This is a genomic window from Nostoc sp. 'Peltigera membranacea cyanobiont' 232, assembly GCF_002245985.1.
Taxonomy (GTDB): Bacteria; Cyanobacteriota; Cyanobacteriia; order Cyanobacteriales; family Nostocaceae; genus Nostoc.
This window is the reverse complement of record NZ_NOLK01000012.1, coordinates 49,538-71,731: the sequence shown is the minus strand read 5'-3', so window position 1 is coordinate 71,731 and position 22,194 is coordinate 49,538. Positions and strand designations below refer to the sequence as shown.

At 39.4% G+C, this 22,194-nt stretch carries 23 protein-coding genes; 13 read left to right on the top strand and 10 right to left on the bottom strand.

Going from position 1 to position 22,194, the window contains the following annotated elements; genetic code table 11:
- Positions 1-458: 458 nt before the first annotated feature.
- From CDG79_RS06435 to CDG79_RS06405, 7 genes are all read left to right on the top strand, one after another.
- Entirely contained in the window at positions 459-764 is a 306-nt protein-coding gene (locus CDG79_RS06435; protein WP_094341400.1) for a hypothetical protein, read from the top strand.
- A gap of 204 nt (positions 765-968) precedes the next feature.
- The gene (locus tag CDG79_RS06430) at positions 969-1,352 is read left to right on the top strand and encodes an EamA family transporter (protein ID WP_094328778.1); all 384 of its coding nucleotides are present in this window, start codon (positions 969-971) and stop codon (positions 1,350-1,352) included.
- A gap of 35 nt (positions 1,353-1,387) precedes the next feature.
- The gene (locus CDG79_RS06425; RefSeq protein WP_094341399.1) at positions 1,388-1,744 is read left to right on the top strand and encodes an EamA family transporter; all 357 of its coding nucleotides are present in this window, start codon (positions 1,388-1,390) and stop codon (positions 1,742-1,744) included.
- Positions 1,745-1,834: 90 nt separating this feature from the next.
- Positions 1,835-3,139, top strand: a complete 1,305-nt coding sequence (locus CDG79_RS06420; RefSeq protein ID WP_094341398.1) for an NAD(P)/FAD-dependent oxidoreductase — start codon at positions 1,835-1,837, stop codon at positions 3,137-3,139.
- Positions 3,140-3,184: 45 nt separating this feature from the next.
- Positions 3,185-4,009 carry a glycosyltransferase family 2 protein gene (locus CDG79_RS06415; protein WP_094341397.1) on the top strand — a complete coding sequence of 275 codons (825 nt, stop codon included), beginning with the start codon at positions 3,185-3,187 and terminating at the stop codon, positions 4,007-4,009.
- A gap of 542 nt (positions 4,010-4,551) precedes the next feature.
- Positions 4,552-6,024: a TldD/PmbA family protein gene (locus CDG79_RS06410; protein WP_094341396.1), complete on the top strand. Its 1,473-nt coding sequence runs from the start codon at positions 4,552-4,554 to the stop codon at positions 6,022-6,024.
- A gap of 210 nt (positions 6,025-6,234) precedes the next feature.
- Positions 6,235-7,575: a TldD/PmbA family protein gene (locus CDG79_RS06405; RefSeq protein WP_094341395.1), complete on the top strand. Its 1,341-nt coding sequence runs from the start codon at positions 6,235-6,237 to the stop codon at positions 7,573-7,575.
- Positions 7,576-7,645: 70 nt separating this feature from the next.
- Here the strand turns inward: CDG79_RS06405 and CDG79_RS06400 are convergent, their stop codons facing one another.
- The 3 genes from CDG79_RS06400 to mgtE form a co-directional block, all read right to left on the bottom strand.
- On the bottom strand, positions 7,646-8,086 hold the full coding sequence (locus CDG79_RS06400; protein WP_094328783.1) for a pentapeptide repeat-containing protein: 441 nt from the start codon (positions 8,084-8,086) through the stop codon (positions 7,646-7,648).
- Between the two features lie 356 nt (positions 8,087-8,442).
- Positions 8,443-9,456 (bottom strand): aspartate carbamoyltransferase catalytic subunit, encoded by a 1,014-nt coding sequence (locus CDG79_RS06395; RefSeq protein WP_094341394.1) that lies wholly within the window; start codon positions 9,454-9,456, stop codon positions 8,443-8,445.
- A gap of 119 nt (positions 9,457-9,575) precedes the next feature.
- Positions 9,576-10,928, bottom strand: a complete 1,353-nt coding sequence (gene mgtE / locus CDG79_RS06390; protein ID WP_094341393.1) for a magnesium transporter — start codon at positions 10,926-10,928, stop codon at positions 9,576-9,578.
- Between the two features lie 596 nt (positions 10,929-11,524).
- On the opposite strand from mgtE, the gene CDG79_RS06385 reads away from it, so the two are divergent.
- Complete coding sequence (locus CDG79_RS06385) at positions 11,525-11,824, top strand: type II toxin-antitoxin system RelE/ParE family toxin (RefSeq protein ID WP_094341392.1); 300 nt, start codon at positions 11,525-11,527, stop codon at positions 11,822-11,824.
- A gap of 10 nt (positions 11,825-11,834) precedes the next feature.
- Positions 11,835-12,134, top strand: a complete 300-nt coding sequence (locus CDG79_RS06380) for a HigA family addiction module antitoxin (RefSeq protein ID WP_094341391.1) — start codon at positions 11,835-11,837, stop codon at positions 12,132-12,134.
- A 267-nt stretch (positions 12,135-12,401) separates the two neighbouring features.
- On the opposite strand, the gene CDG79_RS06375 is transcribed toward CDG79_RS06380, so the two are convergent.
- Genes CDG79_RS06375 through CDG79_RS06360 form a run of 4 tightly spaced genes read right to left on the bottom strand, consistent with a single transcriptional unit; the run spans position 12,402 to position 14,012 of the window.
- Positions 12,402-13,418 (bottom strand): WD40 repeat domain-containing protein, encoded by a 1,017-nt coding sequence (locus tag CDG79_RS06375; RefSeq protein WP_094341390.1) that lies wholly within the window; start codon positions 13,416-13,418, stop codon positions 12,402-12,404.
- 32 nt (positions 13,419-13,450) lie between these two features.
- A complete protein-coding gene (locus CDG79_RS06370) occupies positions 13,451-13,648 on the bottom strand; it encodes a DUF6887 family protein (RefSeq protein WP_094341389.1) in 198 nt (65 codons plus the stop codon).
- Positions 13,645-13,827 (bottom strand): DUF6888 family protein, encoded by a 183-nt coding sequence (locus CDG79_RS06365; protein WP_094341388.1) that lies wholly within the window; start codon positions 13,825-13,827, stop codon positions 13,645-13,647. Before CDG79_RS06365 ends, CDG79_RS06370 begins: the two co-directional genes overlap by 4 nt.
- On the bottom strand, positions 13,827-14,012 hold the full coding sequence (locus CDG79_RS06360) for a ribbon-helix-helix protein, CopG family (protein WP_094328789.1): 186 nt from the start codon (positions 14,010-14,012) through the stop codon (positions 13,827-13,829). Before CDG79_RS06360 ends, CDG79_RS06365 begins: the two co-directional genes overlap by 1 nt.
- 303 nt (positions 14,013-14,315) lie before the next feature.
- Here CDG79_RS06360 and CDG79_RS06355 point away from each other — a divergent pair, with 303 nt between their 5' ends.
- Positions 14,316-17,522 (top strand): glycoside hydrolase family 15 protein, encoded by a 3,207-nt coding sequence (locus tag CDG79_RS06355; RefSeq protein WP_094341387.1) that lies wholly within the window; start codon positions 14,316-14,318, stop codon positions 17,520-17,522.
- 111 nt (positions 17,523-17,633) lie between these two features.
- Here the strand turns inward: CDG79_RS06355 and CDG79_RS06350 are convergent, their stop codons facing one another.
- The gene (locus tag CDG79_RS06350) at positions 17,634-18,488 is read right to left on the bottom strand and encodes a ParA family protein (RefSeq protein ID WP_094341418.1); all 855 of its coding nucleotides are present in this window, start codon (positions 18,486-18,488) and stop codon (positions 17,634-17,636) included.
- A 205-nt stretch (positions 18,489-18,693) separates the two neighbouring features.
- Between CDG79_RS06350 and CDG79_RS06345 the strand changes: the two genes are divergently transcribed.
- The 3 genes from CDG79_RS06345 to CDG79_RS06335 are packed head-to-tail and all read left to right on the top strand — an operon-like array spanning position 18,694 to position 20,203.
- Entirely contained in the window at positions 18,694-19,533 is an 840-nt protein-coding gene (locus tag CDG79_RS06345; protein ID WP_094341386.1) for an urease accessory protein UreD, read from the top strand.
- Positions 19,534-19,574: 41 nt separating this feature from the next.
- On the top strand, positions 19,575-19,877 hold the full coding sequence (gene ureA, locus CDG79_RS06340) for an urease subunit gamma (RefSeq protein WP_094341417.1): 303 nt from the start codon (positions 19,575-19,577) through the stop codon (positions 19,875-19,877).
- Between the two features lie 14 nt (positions 19,878-19,891).
- On the top strand, positions 19,892-20,203 hold the full coding sequence (locus CDG79_RS06335) for an urease subunit beta (protein WP_189524901.1): 312 nt from the start codon (positions 19,892-19,894) through the stop codon (positions 20,201-20,203).
- Between the two features lie 49 nt (positions 20,204-20,252).
- Here CDG79_RS06335 and CDG79_RS06330 read toward each other — a convergent pair whose 3' ends face one another.
- Positions 20,253-21,002: a hypothetical protein gene (locus CDG79_RS06330; protein ID WP_094341384.1), complete on the bottom strand. Its 750-nt coding sequence runs from the start codon at positions 21,000-21,002 to the stop codon at positions 20,253-20,255.
- Positions 20,999-22,123 (bottom strand): AAA family ATPase, encoded by a 1,125-nt coding sequence (locus CDG79_RS06325; RefSeq protein WP_094341383.1) that lies wholly within the window; start codon positions 22,121-22,123, stop codon positions 20,999-21,001. Before CDG79_RS06325 ends, CDG79_RS06330 begins: the two co-directional genes overlap by 4 nt.
- Positions 22,124-22,194: the final 71 nt, after the last annotated feature.

Genomic DNA, 22,194 nt, shown 5'->3' with positions numbered 1-22,194 from the left:
CACTAATATTACAATAATGGAAAGACATTTCAAATCTGCTTAAACCAACGTAAACAGCGAGTTGATTGCCAAACGTTAGTTGAGATTAGCTATTAGTCTTAAATACTCTATTTGGACATTTACTAAAATTCCTCAGAACCCTGTAAAGCTCACTATCATAGACTGGATTCATCTGTCTAAGATTTTCGCAGCCAAGCAGACTTTTGTTAATAGTTTTGTTCCCATGTCTAAAAAGAGTACCTATACACGCTCAACTTGAGTAAAAATTTTTATTAATCGGCTTAGTTACCAGCCGAGGTTACAGATATGGATGTGAGCCTAGAGGAATTCTATGGTATATCAATAAGTTAATTAAACTTTTCTGGAGAAAATGAAGAACATTTATCAATCCAGTTAAGTTAATTTCTTGAAAAGTTCAGTCGTGTCTTTAATAAGATTTCTACAGCAGGATGCAACTGATGAAAATAAATGAATGGATTAATCAAAAATTATGGCAATCCACTTTTATTAGTTTAGCTCCATCTGTTGAACATGCGCGTCTAATTCAAGTTCAAGAGCGGATGTCGCGCACTACTAAAACTTGTCTAGAGCGATTTTGTGATGAAGTCTCGAACCTGCACCATGTCTGCATTCACTATGACAGAAATGTTGCGATCGCACTAAAAGTAGTCTTGAAGCATAACTGGCTGATATGGAAGATTTCTGTAATTCTCGCTCATATCGGAATTGGACATAATCCAGCAACCCTCATACAAACTGCATAGTATTTAGTTGCTAACTCTTAGACATTAGCTTCGATGGTCATTTTGATATTAGTCACGTCAATATAGCCCTCCTAGTTTTATTGTCTATTTACTGAAGTGGAAGTCGAATTGTACAGAAGGTGTAGCCGAAATCAGAAGCGTTCAAAATAACGAGATGTTTACTGTCAGGTTTATACCTACTATCTCGATTGAGGCAAATGTACTATGAAATCTATGTCGCAAATTTCAAACTTTAAAATAATTCCTTATTTTATCTTGTTTGTCAGTATTTTATTTAGTATTTCTGGGCAACTGCTGATGAAAAATACCATGAGTCATGCAGAAGAAGGACTATTTACTTGGGAATTTATTCAAAAATTAGTATTAGCTGTTAGTGTTTATTGCTTGGGAGTAGTAAATTGGATATTGGCTCTACGTTCTGTAAAATTGAGTGTTGCTTATCCACTGACTAGCTTAAATTATGTCGGTATACTGTTTGGCTCATACTATTTTTTTAATGAGGTAATTACACTAACTCGAATAGCAGGAGTAATCACTATTTTTATGGGTGTTCTTTTAGTCGTTCTTCCAGTTAAAAAATCTATATAAAAACCAAAAGTAAATCTGACAAAAAATATTTATAAATGAACATTATTACTTGGCTACTTTTAATGATTGTAGTTTTATTCGGAACAACAGCTAACGTATCACTAAAATATGGACTGCACATTTCTAGCCCTACTCAAGGAGGAAGCGCATCTATCCTAAATCTCTTATTGTCTCGTTATTTTTTGATTTGGTTTATCTGCTATACATTTATGACTATATTGTGGCTTTATGTATTGCGGACAATTCCTCTGAGTCAAGCATTTCCAGTTTTAGGATTAATGTATGCACTTGTACCGATTGCTTCTCACTATCTTCTGAAAGAGCAGGTTATGTTTAGCCAGTGGTTAGGAATTTCCATAATCATTACTGGTGTAATTCTGGTTGTAAACTAATAGCTAAAAAAGTAATGGTTGAGATTATTAATATTAAAAACCCCTGAAGATAAATTTCGAAAACATCGCTAAAAATATAAGTTTAAATTTATGAATATAGGTATCGTTGGCGGAGGTATAACTGGACTAGTATTAGCCCAACGTCTTGCAAATCAAGGACATAGAGTAACTGTATTCGATAGTAATAAGCAGCTTGGTGGACTTACCACCTATTATGATTATGGGTTATTTACTTGGGATCGTTTTTATCACGTTATCCTCCCTTCTGATACTCATTTAATAAATTTTCTCAGAGATATTGGTCTTGGAGATAAGCTACGTTGGCATCGAAGTTTAACAGGGTTCTACGACAATCAAAAATTCTATTCTATCAGTAACACTATAGAATTTTTGCGTTTTCCTCTGTTTGGACTTATAGGTAAAATCAGATTAGCTTTTACTCTTCTATATGGTTCACGCCTGAATGACTGGAGGCGCTTAGAGAAGATTTTAGTGGAAGATTGGCTATTAAAACTCGGTGGTAAAAGTACATACGAAAAGCTTTGGAAACCGTTGCTTCTATCCAAATTAGGAGAGAACTATAAACGGATATCAGCAGTTTTTATTTGGGCTTATATCAAACGACTATTTTCAGCGCGGGATTCTTCATTAAATAAAGAACAACTTGGTTATGTTTCCGGTGGCTATAAAACTGTTTTTGACCATATAGAAAAATTAATTTACGCGGCTGGAGGCCATATCCACAAAGGGGTTGCAGTAGAATACATCGCACCTCATGCAGGAGGTGGAATGTGGGTAGAATCTCAGGGTAAAAAAGAACATTTTGATAAAGTCATTTTTACTGGCCCAGTTAATATTTTGCAGCAAGTTGCTGCCAATGAACTGGTAAAAGTTTCAGACACTGGTGAAACAGTAGAATACCTGGGTGTAATTTGCATGGTGCTGATTACTCGCAAGGCTTTAGTTCCTTATTACGTAGTAAATATTGCCGATAGAAATATTCCTTTTACCGGAGTCATCGGTATGAGTAACTTAGTTTCTTTGCAGGAGACAGCAGGATATCACATGACATTCCTACCAAAATACATCCTTTCCACCGACCCGTTGCTGAAACAGCCAGATGATGAATTGCGCCAAGTATTTTTCCAGGGTATACGTTTGATGTTCCCAGAACTCAAATCAGATGACATTGTAGCGGCACATATAAATCGAGCTATTAAAGTGCAGCCACTACAAGTTTTAGATTATTCAAGTCTTGTTCCAAAAGTGAGTACCGAAAACGATGATTTTTTCGTCGTGAATACCTCACAGTTGGTCAATGATAGTGTCAACAACAATGCAGTTGTGCGACAAGTGGATGAATTCCTCAAGAAATCAACATTACTGAATTCTTGAGATTTGAGTAATTGTATTTTATTTTAAAAATCATACGAGGTCTTTATGAGTCTTTTTGTTCTTTTACCCGCATACAACGAGCAAGAATCAATCCGCCCCTTGTTCAAAAGGTTTCAGACATTACAGCAAATCTCTAATATGGAGATAAAACTGATTCTTGTTGATGATGGTAGTAGTGATGCAACTGCTGAAACTGCTTCAGAGGAAGCTGAATCACTGGGGGTATTACTTAAATTAGTCCAACATCCCAAGAATGCTGGTTTAGGTGAAGCAATTAAAACAGGTTTCACAACTTTCTTAGAAATTTCTAAAGAAGGCGACTTTTTAGCCGCAATGGATTGTGACAACACTCAACCACCAGAACTCTTAATCAAAATGTATGAGACAATGATAGCTGGTAGCTATGATATTGCGATCGCATCTAGATACCGAAAAGGCTCTAAAGTCATAGGCTTATCAAAATTTAGAGAAATAATGAGTTATGGAGCAAGCTGGCTGTTCAGAATTGCAGCCCGTGTACCAGGTGTCAGAGACTATACTTGTGGTTACAGGTTATATAACCGTAATTTTGTTAGTAAACTGGATATGTATTATGGCGACAATCTATTCACTGAAAGTGGATTTGCTTGCATGATAGATTTACTGCTAAAAGCCAAAGCACTCAGACCAAAAATTGCAGAAATTCCAATGATTTTGAGATACGACCAAAAGCCAACTGCCAGCAAAATGAAAATTCTGAAAACTATTACTCGAACATTGAAGCTCCTGTTTAAGAATCTCACATCCACAGGACAAACTGCCAATTTAGGTCAGGCTTTCAATGAGCCAGGAATAGCAAGAATTCCACTCAAAATGGCAAATCGTAAATAAATCTGAGAGTTATAGTCTGGATTAAATTAAGCATTTGTAGCCAACAAGATTACATATTTAGTAAGAGTGAGTCGATAGTTAGAGCATCTTCTGTCTCGTGACTCTCTTCGTTGAAAAGAGTACTAATTAAATCAATATTAGCGCTCTTTTATGACTCTCGTCGGATAAAAATCATCCACCCTTATTTTTAAGGACTTTGATGAATTTAGGCGTAGGTTGGGTTGAGGAACGAAACCCAACACCAACAATCTCTGGTTTTGTTGGGTTTCACTTCGTTCAACCCAACCTACGAATATTTTATTTTTTCGGAGTAATAAAAGAGCGTTAGGTACATCTCATTTTACACCGACACCCTCAAGGGTGCGAACTTTCCAAATCTCAGCCCGCCTTTGCGGGCTTTTTTATTGACAAGCCTTTTAAAGGAGGGTTAGGGAAATCCACACTGCTTTTCTACCAACTGTAGCTTTCACTGATTTGTTAGACTGAACACACCAGGATTTTTCAGTCAAATCTCTGAACTACGCCAGCAGACGAGGCTACCCATGCTTACAAGTACGCTACTTCTCTCGAATCAACTTCCCACATTACAATATTCCTCCACACCAGAGCGTTTCGATGAAACCTGGGAAGCCCCCCTGGCTACCCTCCTGGGATTAGGACGCGCTGCGGGCGCTGACTTTATCGAATTATTTTTAGAGCGTCGCAACTATATTAGTTGTCTTGCAGAAGAAGACTCCATCACTAGTATTTCACCAAGTCTGTCTACAGGTGCGGGAGTCAGAGTATTTCGTGGCAAAGCCGATTGCTACGTCAGCACTAATGACCTTTCATTTTCTGGTTTGAAAGCAGCTTTAGAAAAAGGTCTGTCTATTCTAGGATTACAATTACCGACTCCTAAAGCTTTCATTCCAGAAATTAACCTGGAATTACTGAGAGATTACGCCACCAAAAGAGGTAAAGATGCATGGCTACCAGTGTGTAGCTCCATCCGCGAAATGGGAGAAGTCCTTCTGGATGGGACTGCCAATCTGAAGCAAAAAGCTAGCCACGTCCAATCGCGCCGTGCTACCTATTTCCGGGATTGGCAAGAAGTTTTAATCGCCGCCAGTGACGGGACTTTTGCCCGTGATATTCGCCTCACCCAGTCAGTAGGATTCAACCTGTTATGTGCTGATGGTGCTAATCGTACCTCAATTGGCGATCGCGCAGGTAATACTAGCGATGCCAATTTCTTGAGAACTTGGGATTCTCAACAAGCCGCTGAAAAAATAGCAGAATCTGCTGGAAAAATGCTCTACGCCGATTACGTAGAATCAGGTAGTTACCCAATTATTATGGCCAATCACTTTGGCGGCGTAATCTTCCACGAAGCCTGCGGACACCTCCTAGAAACTACTCAAATTGAACGCAATACCACTCCTTTTGCTGACAAAAAAGGCGAAAAAATTGCCCACGAAAGTTTGACAGCTTGGGATGAAGGGCGTTCTGAAAATGCCTTCGGGACAATTGATATGGATGACGAAGGTATGCCTGCTCAAAGAACTCTATTAATTGAAAAAGGCATTCTCAAAAACTTCTTAGCCGATAGAACAGGTTCTGCACGCACCGGACACCCCAGAACTGGAAGTGGACGCAGGCAAAATTATACCTTTGCTGCTGCTAGCAGGATGCGTAATACTTATATTGACTCTGGCGAATATAGCACTGATGAGTTATTTGCCTCTGTTGATAAAGGTATTTACTGTAAAAAGATGGGTGGCGGTAGTGTTGGTGCTACAGGTCAATTTAACTTTAGTGTTGATGAAGCTTATTTGATTGAAAATGGCAAAATCACCAAACCTTTAAAGGGAGCAATTTTGATTGGCGAAGCTAAGGAAATTATGAATAAAATTTCTATGTGTTCCCAAGATTTGGAAATTGCACCAGGTTTTTGTGGCTCTGTAAGTGGCAGTATTTACACCACAGTCGGACAACCCCACATCAAGGTTGATTCTATTACCGTTGGTGGACGATAGGAATTTTAGATTTTGGATTTTGGATTTTGGATTGCAATGTTCAAAATCCAAAATGCTCAAGTTACTGTATTATTTCGTGAGTTAAATCTAAAATCTAAAACTGTTGAACTGTTGCTTTAATCAGAACTCTACGAGACAAATACAAGCAATAACATCCAAAATCTAATATTCAAAATAGAATCATTTCCAATCCAAAATCCAAAATTGACTATGCCAAACATCAATGAGATTGCAAATTCTGCCAAAGATAATGCTGATAAGCTTGGTATTAAGAAATTCGATATTTATGGCTCAACAGTAGATGATACTAGCGTGCAAGTAGACCAAGGTGAGCCAAAACAAGTCAAAGCCTCAAATCGCTCTGGTGTGACTGTTCGTGTTTGGAATGAAGATAATACAATGGGTGTCACCAGCACCACAGATGTAGATTCCAAAGGACTGGAATTAGCTTTGAAAACTGCTTATGAAGCCAGTTTTTTTGGTGTTAAAGAAAATGTTCCTGATTTTAGTCCCGAAGCTACCGTTCCTATTCCGAATAAACATCAAGATAAAACAGCCCAAGCACCTGTTGCTGAACTCATAGAAAAATTGTTGGTAGCGGAAAAAGAATTACTGGCAGCCCATCCAGCAATTAAAGGTGTGCCTTATAATGGATTGTCACAAAGAGATATTGACAGGTTTTATCTAAATAGCGACGGTGCAGTAAGAACTGAATCTCACTCCTTAGCATCAGTTTATCTTTACAGCAAAACTGAAGAAGAAGGAAAAAAACCTCGCAGTGCAGGTGCTTATAGAATCAATCAAAGTTTAGATAATCTAGACATCAATGGTTGCATCAAAGAAACCGCCGATAAAACTATCAGCCACTTGAACTATGAAAAAATTAAGACTGGTAAATATCGAGTTGTTTTCTCAGCAGAAGCTTTCTTGAGTTTGTTGGGTGCTTTTTCTAATTTGTTCAACGCCCAAAGTATTTTGGACAATCAAAGCCTATCAACTCCTGATGATTTAGGTAAGCAAATTGCCTCTCCTCTACTTTCAGTTTACGACGATGCACTTCACCCAGCTAACGTCGGGGCAGAAACTTTTGATGGTGAAGGAACTCCAACTCGTCAGATTTCACTGATTGAAAATGGCATTTTAGCAAGCTTTCTCCACAGTGCAGGTACTGCCAAAAGGTTGAACGCGCAGCCCACAGGTAATGCTAGTATTGGTGCAAAAGTCAGCGTTAGTCCCAATTTTTATCACGTTTTTACAACAGCAACTGCTGAAGAAGAGTTAAGTTTAGAAACTGCTGAAAATGTGATTTTTATCGATGATTTACAAGCTCTCCATGCGGGAGTTAAATCCTTGCAAGGTTCTTTTTCTTTGCCATTTGATGGTTGGCTAGTGAATAAAGGTGTCAGGACGAGTATTGAGTCTGCAACTGTTGCTGGCGATTTCTTGGAACTCTTAAAGTCAATTATTTATGTAGAGAAAAAGGCTGAGTTAACGCCAGGGGGAGTTTGCCCAAAAATCTGGGTTGATGAACTGTCTATTACTGGTGAGTAAAACTTCGTAAGTGCAGAGTTAGGAGTTGAATCTAACTCTTAACTCATCACTTTGAAATCATGACTCACCATTAGTATTCCCCACCAATGCTAATGGCAGTGTTAAATACATCAGCGCCGCTTAAATCAATATTAGCCAAAATTGCGCCATTTACGTCACTATTATATAAACGGGAATTACTCAAATTAACGTTGGTGAGATTGGCATTATTTAAGATAGTATCGCTGACAAATGCTTTTGTGAGATTAGCAGACTTTAAGTTTGCGCCCGTTAAATCAGCGCCTTCTAAATTAGCACCTTCGAGATTAGCTCCCTTTAAATTTGCATTTCTTAAGTCAACACCTATCAAGTGAGCGCCTTTCAGGTTTGCTCCTGTTAAATTACATCCAGAACATGCTCTAGTTTCCAGCAAGCGCCGAACAGGGGCGGAGTTTTCTGCTTTGACGGAAAGGGGAGCAGCTAAAGATAGGGTGCTGAGTAAGGCTGCTGCCGTCAAAAAGATTGCTTTCATATTTACCTCCGAACACTTCTAAAAGTCTTTAAATTCTTGACTTATACGATAGTAGTGTGCCTAAATTCCAGAATTTTGTCCTCATGCGATGGGAGGAATACATAATTTCTATGTGATTAGGTATTCTTCAGTAAGGTATTCCGATGGTATTAAAATTAAAAGATTGTCAGTAAGAACTTCCCAGGCTACCGCAAAGAAATAAGAGTTTCAAAAAGTTGTTGCATAAATCCTACCTGACAGCACCAAACTGCTGTTAGCAAATAGGAAGTAGCATGGTATTATCGCCACTATTATTCAAATTAGCCAATTATCGGGTGAAAATGTATTGCCAGGATTTAACTTGAGTCTATCTGTTATTAAGCCTTGCCGCTACCTAACAAGTACAGCAGCGCCATCCGAACGGCGATACCGCTAGTAACTTGCGATTGAATCAGACTAAATTCTGGGTCATCCATCAATTCAGAACTAATTTCAACACCACGATTGACTGGGCCTGGATGCAAAACTTTGACATTAGGTTTACAAAGTTGCAGTTTTGTGCGTGTAATGCCAAATAGCTGATGATATTCTCGCAAACTTGGCAGCAAATGAGCCGTCATGCGTTCTTTTTGCAAGCGCAGAGTCATCACAAAATCAGCATTATGCAAAGCTGGTTCTAGCTGCCAATGTAGAAAAAGTTGGGGAGTCGGGGAATAACTCCTAACTTCTGTCTCTTCAGAGATATACTCGGCAAATAACTTGGGTAACAGGGTGGGTGGGGCTGCGAGATGCACTTCGGCACCACTAGCGATTAAACTCCAAATATTCGATCGCGCCACGCGAGAATGGAGAATATCTCCAACAATGGCAATTTTTTTCCCTTTTAAAAGTTCCAGTCGGGGACTAGCGGGGTCAATTAGAGTACTTATGGTAAATAAATCTAGCAGTGCTTGGGAAGGATGCTCATGTTGACCATCACCAGCATTGAGGACACTAACTCGTACACCTAAACGATCCATCTCAGCCGCGATCGCATTCGGTACTCCTGCCTCTCGATGGCGGACTACCATAATATCAGTTCCCATTGCCAAATAGGTCTTTGCTGTGTCGAGAATTGTCTCTCCCTTAGTCATAGAGGATGTGGCGGCGGCGAAGTTGAGGGTATCTGCACTTAAACGTTTCGCCGCCAGTTCAAAACTACTGCGAGTCCGGGTAGAAGATTCAAAAAATAAATTCGCCACCACCTGTCCCTGCAAAGTTGGCACTTTTTTCGTCCGCCGCGATAGCACCTCTTGAAAAGAGGCCGCGGTTTGCAAAACAGTATCGTATTCAGTGGTAGTGAAGTCAGCTAGGGAAAGAATGTGATGACGATTCCAGGTAGTAGTAGGCATCTTTGACGACTGGGGAAGATGGGGCCCCCTCTGGGGATAAGGGGTAATGGGAACTGGGGATTGGGGACTGGGGGAGAAATAATTAATGCCCTATGTCCTATGCCTCATGCCCAATCCCTTCACGTTGGTAAATGGAAAACATTTAAAGCTAGAGAAATTAGGCTAAGGAATGTTAAAAACCCAATTGTATCTAGCATTGTAGTCACTAACGGGCCGCTAACCAAAGCAGGGTCAAGTTTTAAGCGTTCCAAACCCATTGGCAGTAACGTGCCGAGTGTAACAGCCACAATTGTATTAGTTGCCATGACCATGCCGGCAATTAAAGCCACCCATCGCTCTTGGGGATGCGCCCAAATTAAGGAAAGCAAGATCATTGTTGTGGCTAAAGCTAAGGCTGTACCTAAACCAGCTAAAAGTTCCTTGCGGAGAATTTTCAAGGTATCTTTGGGTGTTACCTCTCCTACTCCCAAGCCGCGAATTGTTACCGTTAATGATTGAATACCGACAGTACCACCAGTGTTAGAAAAAATTGGCATGATTACTGCTAAAACTGGCACTGCGGCAATTACAGATTGGAAAGGCGCGATCGCACTGGCGGCACCAATATACAATGCCATGATGCCCAACAGCCAAGGCAAGCGGTTGCGGATGGTGAGTAGAGGAGAGGATAAAGCAGCTTCATCACCACTCACACCGGCCAGTTTTTGGATATCTTCTGTGGCTTCCTCTTCCAAAATATCCATCACATCATCAATGGTGACGATGCCAACTAATCGGTCTTCCCGATCGACGACGGGGATAGCAATTAAGTCGTAGCGCTGCATGATTCGCGCCACTTCTTCTTGAGGAGTTTCAGTTCTAACTTTGATGACGCGATCGCTCGCAATATCTTTAATGAAAACATCGGGAAAGGTAAATAACAACTGGCGCAGTGAAACTACTCTCACCAGCGTTCGGTTGTCATCTGTGACGTAGGCGTAGTAAATCGTTTCCTTGTCTTCATCCTGACGGCGGATTTTACTTAGGGCTTCACCTACAGTCAAACCTTGGCGCAACCGAACATATTCGGTTGTCATCACCCGCCCAGCCGTGCCTTCTGGATAGCCGAGAATCGTTGCTGTTGCTTGCCTTTCTTCTAGACTTAGCTCTTGTAATAGCCGTTTGATTACCCCAGCAGGTAGTTCATCAAATAATTCTGCCCGTTCGTCGGGACTCATGGCTTCTACAATTTGAACTACTTGGACATCATGCAGAGAATTAAGTAGTTCTTCCTGAACCTCTGTGGGCAGATATTCAAATACATCAATTGCCTGAGCTTTATTGAGTAAACGAAATGCGATCGCCCGTTGTTGTTCAGGCAATTGTGTAATGTAATCTCCCACATCCACAGGCTGCAAGCGATTTAAATCCCATTTCAACTGGTTCAAATCGGTAGTATCAGTCAGCAAATCACGAATATCTTGTGTGAGCATGAGATATATCTCCTAAGTCTCCCCCGCGCTGGGAGACTTCCTCACCAGCTCAGAGGAGGTTGATACTGCCATCTGGTGGACTATTGCCCATAAAATTTCAACAATTCAATATCGATATCTAAATCAAGGCATCGCTAGTCATCATCCTAACCCGGAATAGCAATCTCCGGTAGTTACTGAATATTACTATTCAGTCTTTGTGATATTTATCACTATTGAATAACTTAATTGCCATCGGATTTTTAAGTAAATTTTATATTACTTAAAGTAGATTTTACTACTGCCAGAAGCTATGTCAAGCCAATCACCGAATTTACTCGCAAACTTTACAGAGTTAAAATATTTACAAAATCAATAAGTAGTATTTGGTATCAAGTAACTTCATGTATAGTCACCTGGACGACGGAGAATCAGAAATGGGTTGGCAGATTTCACTTCATAGTCGCGGTAAGGTGTTTAAGCTTTGGCGATCGCTCTTCTCCTAAAAATCACTTTTTGGAAGTGACTTGCAAAAAAAGTATAAATGATGATATACCTAGTTTAAAGTTACGAGTTACGTAACGCATAACATATACTACTGTTCTGCTGCTGCTCTTATGTCTCCGTCAAATGATTTTCCGAAGTACAAGGATAAAAGGACGGAGGAGTTTGTTGCTGGTAAAAGGGTAAAAGAGTTTCAGTCTTTTGAGAGACAAGCGTATAAACGACTTGAAATATTAGAGGCCGCCACTAGTAAGGAGGATCTAATGCAGCTACCTAGCAATCGCTTTGAGTCTCTAGGAGGAGATAGAAAAAGTCAGTACAGTATCCGAATTAACGAGCAGTGGAGAATTTGTTTTAATTGGACAGAAGGATATCTTAAACCATTCAACATAGAAATCATAGATTATCACTGAAAGAGGTAAAATGACACGTCCACCTATCCACCCTGGAGAAATTCTTGCTGATGAAATTAATGAATTAGGGATGTCTGCAAGCGAACTAGCGCGTGTTCTGGATGTGCCGAAAAATCGGATTACCGAAATAATTAATGGACAGCGGGGAATTACCGCCGATACAGCTTTGCGATTGGCACAGTATTTTGGAGTTAGTGCTGAGTTCTGGATGAATTTGCAAAAAAATTATGAGCTTAGGTTAGCTGAACAAACAGTAGGCAAAAAAATCCAAGATACCATTCGCCCTCGTGGATTAACTTCTTGTACATAAGTCACAGCTTATATTACCAGAGCTACTAACACAGCTATTAAAATGGGACTGCTATCACCCATAGATCCAGAAGAACTGCAAAACCTCCTATAACAAATTGGTCGATAACTGTCTCAAATCGAAACTGAAATTACTGATGGCGATGACATTAACGACGAAGGCGAAGATGAAGAGTGGGAGTAACAATCATTGGCATATATATGCCGTTATAACTCGCATTATGCTACGTCCTCTAGTCAACTAAAAATTTACTTTATAAATGCTCTCTTAGGCAGTAAATTTCCAAAGTTTAAGATTTCCATCATGATCTCCAGATACCAAAAACTTATTACTGATAGCTAATGAACTGATCCCTGCTTCGTGTTCACCTGGAAATTCTTGCAAAAGTTCTTTGCTTTCAGTAGATGAGATTCTGATATTTCCGTTTAGTGCGGCAGTGATGAGAATACTACCGTTATGATTTAGGAGAACCTTGGGATCAAACGGGCCAGCTTCCCATATTGGTACTACTTCAATTACTTGTATTCTTTTGCCACTCACAGTATCCCATAGGTACACTTTGCTATCTCGATCTGATGCAGTAGCTATAATCCTTCCTCTATCATCAATTGAGGAGTAACTCACTTCTCCATAATGACTATCAGGGAAAGCTCTAATAAGTTTTGTAGAAGGCATTTCCCAGACTCGATTTTCTCCAAGTCCGCCTCGTGCATACAACCGTTCTCCAGTATCATTAAATGCTAATAGGTCAAAAGCCCAAAATCTTTCGTCACTAATTTCAGCAATCTGCTCAAATGACTTTAAGTTCCATACAATGACTTTGACTTGACGTGAGTAATTTATCGCCGCAGCCAAGTAATTAGCTCTAAGATTGATTGCAAGACATCCTACAGCACTTGGTGTCTCTAAAGTTCGTGAAAGCTGATTAGAAAAATAATTCCAGATTTTTATTCTGTTGTCTGAACCTCCACTGATTACATCACCCTTCTCTCCAATTACAACTGCACCAGCATTACGCTCATGAGAGTATGAGGCGATAAGCTCACCAGATAAAAGATGCCAAATACTTACCTTTCCATCTCTTGATGAACAAGCAAGAATTCCTTGCAATTCATCAATAGCAATTTGTGCAACTCCCATAAATGAGTCACGTATTTTATGCGATCGCAAAACTTTAAAGAGTTTTAATGGCGATAAATATTTTTTTCTCTCATCTTCAGATAGCTTGATCGAAGGTAAGGAAGCTTTGTTGTCTAGCCCATAAGAGAAAAATTCATCCTTCATAACTTTGTTTAAGCGAGTTGATAAAGTAATTTTTAGAGATTTTCTCGTGTCCGTTTTGCTTCTATTAGTTTTTCCAGTTCACCAATTTCATCTATGGTATAAAACTTCGGGTTAGGTTCAGCGTTAATTTTATCCATTAGAGCGTGAAAAGCTTCTGTATCATTACGATTCTCTAATAAATAACGTTTTAACTCTATTTTACTCATTGCAGCAAACTTAGGCTTGGTCATTCGTCGTATCTCCATTTACCATTAGGGTTAATTACAATACCAGTTTCATCACCAGCCAAGATATAGATGTCTCCTGTTCGTTCATCTAATCTGACTATAAAGATAGGTAGTAGAAATGTTGTGAGGTTTTGACAGAGAATAAAACAAATCAGATTTTGTTTGGGTGTAGGATACGTCATCAAGGTTGACTTACTTTTTTGATTGCCGCATCACACCACATTCTGACAGCTTCTTCCATTGCCTCACTGTGCCCTATTTCTAACTCAAGAGCTAGCTGTTTGAAAATTTTAACTAAATCCTTAGGCAGATAGGCAGCACTTTGGGTGTAATCGCTGTGGGTGCGTTTGTTAATTCGAGTTTCCATGATGAAAAAAGTTAATCTGCTGTTATGCTAGCATACTAGCTCATATCTACCAGATTGCACTCTATAGCACGTAATTCTGACCACACCCAAAAATCTCCCCAATTTTTCACTATTTCGCCAGTGCCACGCCGAAATAAAATCGCTAAAATTAAGTACCCAGAAATCTACTAACAGGAGATAATAATAAACTTACTACCCTCCACTGTTCTTCCATCAACCATTACAGAGCTTGTTCTGACTTGGTTTAGGTAATTCAGTTCACAGTCACAGGGTCGAATTTTGCAAGTTGTTCTGAACCAAACCATGAAAACATCTACCAAATTGCTAACTCGCCTAGACTATTACTACCAGCAAATCAAAACGATCATTCTGACTCGGCAAAATCCGATTACTGGTTTGCTACCTGCGAGTACAGCGATTACAGCCCACGGCGATTATACTGATGCCTGGGTGCGAGACAACGTTTACAGCATTTTGGCAGTTTGGGGTTTAGGACTTGCATACCGCAAAATTGACGACGATCAGGGACGCACCTATGAATTAGAACACAGTGTCATCAAACTGATGCGCGGGTTGCTATTTGCGATGATGCGACAGGCTCATAAAGTAGAGACATTTAAACATACTCAGTCGCTACTGGATGGACTGCACGCCAAATATAATACCGCGACTGGCGACGTTGTTGTTGGTGATGACGAATGGGGACATTTGCAACTTGATGCCACATCCATATTTTTGCTGATGTTGGGGCAAATGACGGCTGCGGGATTGCAAATCATTTATACGATTGATGAAGTGAACTTCGTCCAAAATTTGGTTTACTACATTGGACGAGCTTACCGCACACCAGATTATGGCATTTGGGAACGTGGTAATAAAATTAATCGTGGTAGTGCTGAGTTAAATGCCAGTTCTGTAGGCATGGCAAAAGCGGCTTTAGAAGCTATCAACGGGCTGGATTTGTTTGGTGTGCATGGTAGTCAAGCATCGGTAATTCATGTACTACCAGATGAAATCGCCCGCGCCCGGATTACCCTAGAGTCGTTATTACCGAGGGAATCTGGTTCCAAAGAAATTGATGCGGCGCTGTTAAGTATTATTAGTTATCCTGCCTTTGCAGTGGAAGATTTGGAGTTACGCGATCGCACTTTAAATGATATTATCAATAAGCTTGCAGGTAAATACGGCTGCAAACGCTTTCTGCGTGATGGACACCAAACCGTTTTAGAAGATCATCAGCGCTTGCACTACGAACCATTAGAACTCAAGCAATTTGAGCATATCGAATGCGAATGGCCGTTATTTTTGACTTATTTAGTTCTAGATGGATTATTTCGCGGCGAACAAGAACAAGTTAAAAAATACCAAAGTCTTTTAGAATCATTACTTATAGAACAAGATGGTTTGCGTTTATTGCCAGAACTTTATTATGTTCCAGCAGAAAACATAGAGGCAGAAAAGTTAACACCTCAAACGCAACCACGTTTGCCTAATGAAAATATTCCCTTGGTGTGGGCGCAGAGTTTATATTTTCTTGGGGAAATGTTGAGTGAAGGGTTACTAGCGGTTGGTGATATCGACCCTTTGGGAAGACATTTGTGTGTGGGCAAACAGCGCGATGCATTGGTACAAATTGCCTTGTTAGCAGAAGATGAAGATTTACAAACGAAACTAGAAGTTCACGGAATTGAAGCACAAACGCCTACTCAAGTAGAACCGATTCAAGTGAGAAAAGCTGGAGAATTTTCCGCTATTTATACCCAAATTGGACGTAACGATAAACTTGGTTTAACTGGGCGGCCAGTGCGGCGGCTGCGGAGTTTAACAACATCTAGAATTTTTCGGATTAGCGGTGAAACAATTGTATTTTTGCCTTCATTTTCCGATTCTCAACAGTTTTACCTAACCCTAGATTACCATTTTTTGCTAGATCAAATTAGAAGCGAACTAGCTTATATTCAAAAATATTGGAGCGATTTAGGCCGTCCCACTTTAACTTTAATGTTGACACACACCATGTTAGAAATCGGTTCGGAGGCATTACTAGAATTAATGCAAGAACTGAAAGATGGTGTTTGTAATGGTGTGCGGGTGAAATTAGGGCGGCTAAATCAGCTAATGCTGACGGCTGGAATTCAAAGAATTGATTTTCTACCAAATGCAGAATTTTCGCGATCGCCACTGAAAAATGCTAGCCCACGTTGCTATTATCTAGCTTATCATCCTGAGAAAAACTGGCGTTTAGGACATAGCCAAGAATTTCAAATGGAGTGTGAAACCAACTTTGGGTTATTACTTTCTCGTTTGCGCTCATCAGAAAATATCTATGAGCAAATTGAGTTATTACAAACTTTAACTCGCTTGCAGGGAATAAAATTTGATACGGGGTATGGTGGCCCAGGATATCCTGTCACAGTAGGCGATTTACTCGATGAAGTTTATACCAAAGCTGGAGATTTAGGCATTTGGGCAGTAGTGCGTCGGGCTGCGGGGTTACGCCTTATGGTTGATATCAGCCTATCAGATGCGGTAACGAGTATTTTGGTAAGGGGTAAGCAGATTGCTGTAGGGAAAGCTTACAGTGAAGCATCTTTGATTACCGTACCGATGTCCCACGATGAAATTGCCGATAAAATTAATCATTTTTGTCGTGAGGATATCCGCGATCGCGTCCTCACTCAAGAGATTTTAATCTATGTTGGCATCTTAATTCGCTCAGAACCCGAACTATTTCAGGGACTACTAACGCTGAGAGTCGGCTATCTTATCTTATTGATAACCAGCGAACTAGCGCGGGAATTATACGTTACTCAAGATGAAGCTTATGATTACTTAATGCAACTTTCACCCTTTGATGTGAAAATGCGCTTGCGTCAGGTATTAACTGGATATAGTGGCATGAGTAACCTGTTGCGTCAACAAGAATCACTGCATGTCAAGCAAAAAGAAAGTGATATTGCTTGGGTAGTGTTACCAGCAATAGCAGAAGGGATAGAAGTTCCGCCGGGTGGTTGGCGACGGTTTCGCCAAGCTGAAGGTGCGACGGGGCGTGTACCAAAAGAATTTTTTAAACAGGTTTGGTTATTAATGCAACATTGCAAGGGTCTAGTAATTGGCGATAAACTAGAGCGACGCAATCGTTTAGATAGTGAGATTATGCTGTCGGAAATGACAGCCGGGGAAAGAAATTTTGCTCTGTTGGTTGAGCATTTGCTGAATAAAATAGAAGCTCCAGAATATCGGCAAGTTAATATTGAAGCATTAATTGAATTAGGTGCGATCGCAGCTAATAATCCCAAGCTGGAAATTGAAGGATATATCGTGTTGGATGTGTTGATTGGACATGCTGTGCGATTAGCGTGGCTAGAAAATCATAATCATCGCAGCGATCGCTATGATGAAGATAAAGCGAGTGCGTGGCGATCGTTTTACAACACCTCTCCTAGAGATTGTGCTAATTATATTTTGAAGGCATTTAGATTCTTGACAGAGTTTGTGAAAGATTTTTAAACGCAGATGCGCTTCGCCTTTTCACAGGGTAGAAACGCAGACGATAAGAAAATTCAGATTCTACAACTCCTGTGATCGCTCTTTTAATAACTTTGTGATGTGTCCATTTACTTACTTGACTCTCTGAATTACTTCTTGAGCAAAATCTTTTAGAGAGTCATACAAATCACCATATTTTTGCTTATATGTCAACTTTTCTCCAAAATCTAAATTTTTGGCTAATTGCGCTCTTTCAGCAATTTTAGTTTTAAATATTGATGGAAACTCAGAGCTAGTCATAATCAACTCAACCAATTGATTTTCATTAGCTCTAGATACATTAAATCTAGAGATTAAAGTTCCTAAAGATTTTAAGTTATGCTCATTTTCATTATTAAACTTGTTAATATGTCTTAAGATTAATCTTAATCCACCAATTGACATCCGGTTAGGGGTGCAAGGCAAAATACAAAAATTACTTGCTAAAAATGCACTTTTAATTGTTTTATTAATAGTTGGTGGACAATCAATTAAAATATAATCATATTTTTTGGATAGATTGTTTATAAATTCCTTCAGCAAATCAATCGGTTTTAATCCTAGATTATAATAAAACCCTTCGGGTAATTCTTCTTGAATTTCAAAGAGCATAGGACTGCTAGGTATAAGGTGTAAAGATTGGAATTTAGCTTTTATATTAGAAATATCTTGTTTAGCTATAAAGTCCTCGTTTTTAATATGACTTAGAAAATCTTTAGGTTGTTTAAATAAATAAGGTAAAGTCAACTTATTTCTTTCAAATTGACTAAACCATACATCTTCTGACATTAAAATATTTGTTAAATTACACTGAGGATCAAGGTCAATAACCAGCACTCGTTTACCATACATGGTATCGCCCGCTAAATATTCCGCTAATGCCATGACGATGGTAGTTTTGCCAACTCCACCCTTGAGGTTGCAAATGCTGATCACTTTAGCTGTCATAATTTCTGGTAGATTGACACATTTCATCGCTACATCTCTATCTTTCCCAGAAAATACGCCCAGCTAACAACTAACAATTAACAGGTTCATTTCTATATCGCACTAGCGTACACGTTGGCCAAAAATCCTGATAAATTGCAGGTAAAACAGCAAATAATGCATTAAATAAATATATGATATCTGAACTTTAATGTTGAATTTATAAATGACCTGTAATTCACAAATAGCAGAAGGCTGGCATGGCAAACTTAATTTAGTCTATGCCGATCGCCAGGACACAACCCAGTTAATTTATAATCACCACCAAGCGCCTCTGAAGGTACAACGCCCATTTTATCCAGAAGGGCAAAAAGTTTGTCATAGCGTCATTTTACACACAGCAGGGGGAATGGTAGGAGGCGATCGCTTATCCTCTAACATCCACCTCCAACCCCAAGCCCAAGCCTTAATCACTACGGCTGCTGCAAGCAAGATATACCGCAGCAATGGCTTACAAGCTAGACAAACCATCCAAATGCAAGTTGACGCTGGTGCTTGTTTAGAATGGTTGCCGCAAGAGACAATTTTATTTAATGACGCGATTTATCGGCAAGATTTACTGGTAGAATTAGCAACTGGAAGCAGTTGGTTAGGTTGGGAAATTACCCGATTTGGTCGCAGTGCTAGGGGAGAAAAATTTTTACAAGGAGAATGGCGATCGCATACCGAAATTTGGCAAAAAGGTGTTCCTTTATGGATCGATCGGCAATGGTTACGGGGTAGCGAAGACATTTTCCATAGTCCCCACGGCTTGGCTGGAAAACCAATAGCAGGTAGTCTAGTTTGGGTTGGTGGTGCAGTTTCAGCAGAAATTATCGAAAAAACGCGAAATTTATGGGATGGGCAAGGAGAAGCGGGTGTTACCAGGTTACAACATGGATTATTGTGTCGATATCGCGGTTCTTCTACATCTGAGGTGAGAAACTGGTTTATTGATGTTTGGCAGATGCTACGAGTTTATTTTCTAAATCGTGGTAATTGTATACCAAGAGTTTGGCAGGTTTAAACGAACCGCCAAAATGCCAAGAACGCGAAGAGGAGGTAGGAATGCAATTGACACCGCAGGAAAAAGATAAACTATTAATTTTTACTGCTGCTTTATTAGCAGAAAGACGTAAAGAAAGAGGTTTGAAACTGAATTATCCCGAAGCAGTTGCTTATATTTCTGCTGCTATTTTAGAAGGGGCGAGAGATGGGCAAACTGTAGCTGAATTGATGAGTTATGGTACAACAATATTAACGCGGGATGATGTCATGGAAGGGATATCAGAAATGGTGCATGAAGTGCAGGTTGAAGCTACCTTTCCTGATGGTACAAAGTTAGTGACGGTACATAATCCAATTCGTTAATTTTTGAATTTATTATGATTCCTGGAGAAATTATTACACCAGCAGGTGAAATTGAACTAAATGTTGGTCGTCCAACTGTAAAATTACAAGTGTCAAATACAGGCGATCGCCCCATACAAGTCGGTTCCCACTATCACTTTTATGAAGTTAACAGCGCCTTAAACTTTGACAGAGAACAAGCGCGAGGAATGCGCCTCGATATTCCCGCCGGAACCGCAGTTAGATTTGAACCAGGGGACGAAAAAGAAGTTAGATTAGTCACCCTAGTTGGTAGTCGTCAAGTCTACGGTTTCAACAGCAAAATTAACGGACATTTAGATACTTAAAATAAAATCATTAGATGCTATTCTAATTAAACTAGGTAGGGAATAAATGCTACGTACCTGCGATTGAGTTAGCAACTACCGTTGTAGCTGCAATTAGATGTTGTGAAAAAGTAGCATATCCATTCGGACAACGATTTTTGATAATTGCTAAATCAATCTCAAAAGCAAGTTTCCATCGAATTTGTAGAGGGCGTTGATTGCTACTATTTTCAGAGAGATATGTTGATTGTGCGATCGCATTTTCTAAAATACCTTTTCCACCATCTAATTCTTCTAAATTTTCCAGAGGTTCAAGCTCTACACCTAAAATGCTTGATACTGTTTGAGTGTCTGCCAACAACCACATTTCAAAATTTTTAATCGCTAAACCTCCTGCACTGCGATCGCTAATTTTTTTCTCACTAATATCTAGATGATTATCACGGATTTTATTTAAAGCCCGTTCCAAGTCAATTTGCCTTTGGTGAAGCTTATCATCTGCATCAACCACAATTAGGATCAGATCAACTTCTTCAGGTTTCCACGCGATAATCACCTGTGCTAAATATTTTGGATCTAAAATTGAGTGTCCTACACGCCGTTTAAAGACTCGACTCTCGCTGATGGATGGATGTCTTTGTACAAAATCACAATCAGGCAATCCCAAATTATTAATTTCTCGTCTGATTAAGGTATGAAGTGCCCCTTCTCTATCTCTTTCAATAACTTTTCCACCATCTTCTGGTTTAATATAGGGAATACTTGCTCCGAGTTCTGCTTCTCCCTCAGCCATTAACCCAATACGAATCCCTCGATTCATACCGGATTACCTCCAAAAACATTCGTAAACCAAAGTTCACCTAATGCTCCATCATAAGCTTCTAGGGCTTTTTGGAAGCGTTCCGAATCAATGGGTAAGGCATGAATTTGAGTTTTACCTTCTGTGTCTAACTCAACAGCACGCACTTGGTGAGGTTCGACATAATTTAGCAAAACTGGAGAATGAGTTGTGATTAATACTTGAACAGGTTTACCTGTAATCCCCTCTGTAGAAATTATTTGCAATAATTCCATCATTTTGTGTAACAACCAAGGATGAACTCCGTTTTCTATCTCTTCAAAACAAATAATACTGGGGGTATTTTCTTGATAAAGTGCGGTTAGAAATGCCAAAATTCTAAGTGTACCATCAGATATATCCGAAGCAGGGATATGATGTTCAGAATATCTGTCGATTAATTCCAGTAAAAAAGTTCTATCTTCTCTACGCAGTAAAGAAATTCTCTGTATATTAGGAACAAGCCGTGTCAAACGTTCCTCCAATTCATCAAACCTTTTACGATTACTGAGCAAAATATCAGCTAGAGCATCAACAATTCCCTGTCCTGTTTTATCTATTCCACCAGTTGATGGAATATTATTAGAGAGACTAATTGGCGCAAAATCATAAATACTAACTTTTCTGACTGCCTTGGCTACAGGAGAATCCAAATACTTATTAGAAACTAAAATTTTTCTTAGTTCCAGTGTATACTGATTACTTGCCCTAATTAGATTTCCGAAATAGTCTAGTCTACTAATAGACACTATTCGCTGCGGATAATCAATATGAATTGATATATCATTAAATTCTTCGCTTTCTAGATTTGAGTCTGTATCACCTTGAAAGAAAAGATAATCTTGCTTACCCTGCCAGAATTTTGATTCTATTTTCTGCTGGTTTGGATTTACAGCTATTAAAGATTTAGCGAAAAAAGGTATTAATTCATGAGCATCTGTATTACTTATTAATCTTTCCAAAAAATCAGATAAGACAAATAAAGCTTCACAAATATTTGACTTTCCCGAACCATTCGGCCCAATAAATACAGTTAATGGTTCTAAATCAACTTCGATATCAAAGAGGCTCTTGTAATGCTTAACTCTCAGTTTAGATAACATTCTAACTCAGTTTTATATCTGCCTATGTTCCCAATATAATTCTAGATTTTCGCGGTTATAAATTCGCTTTA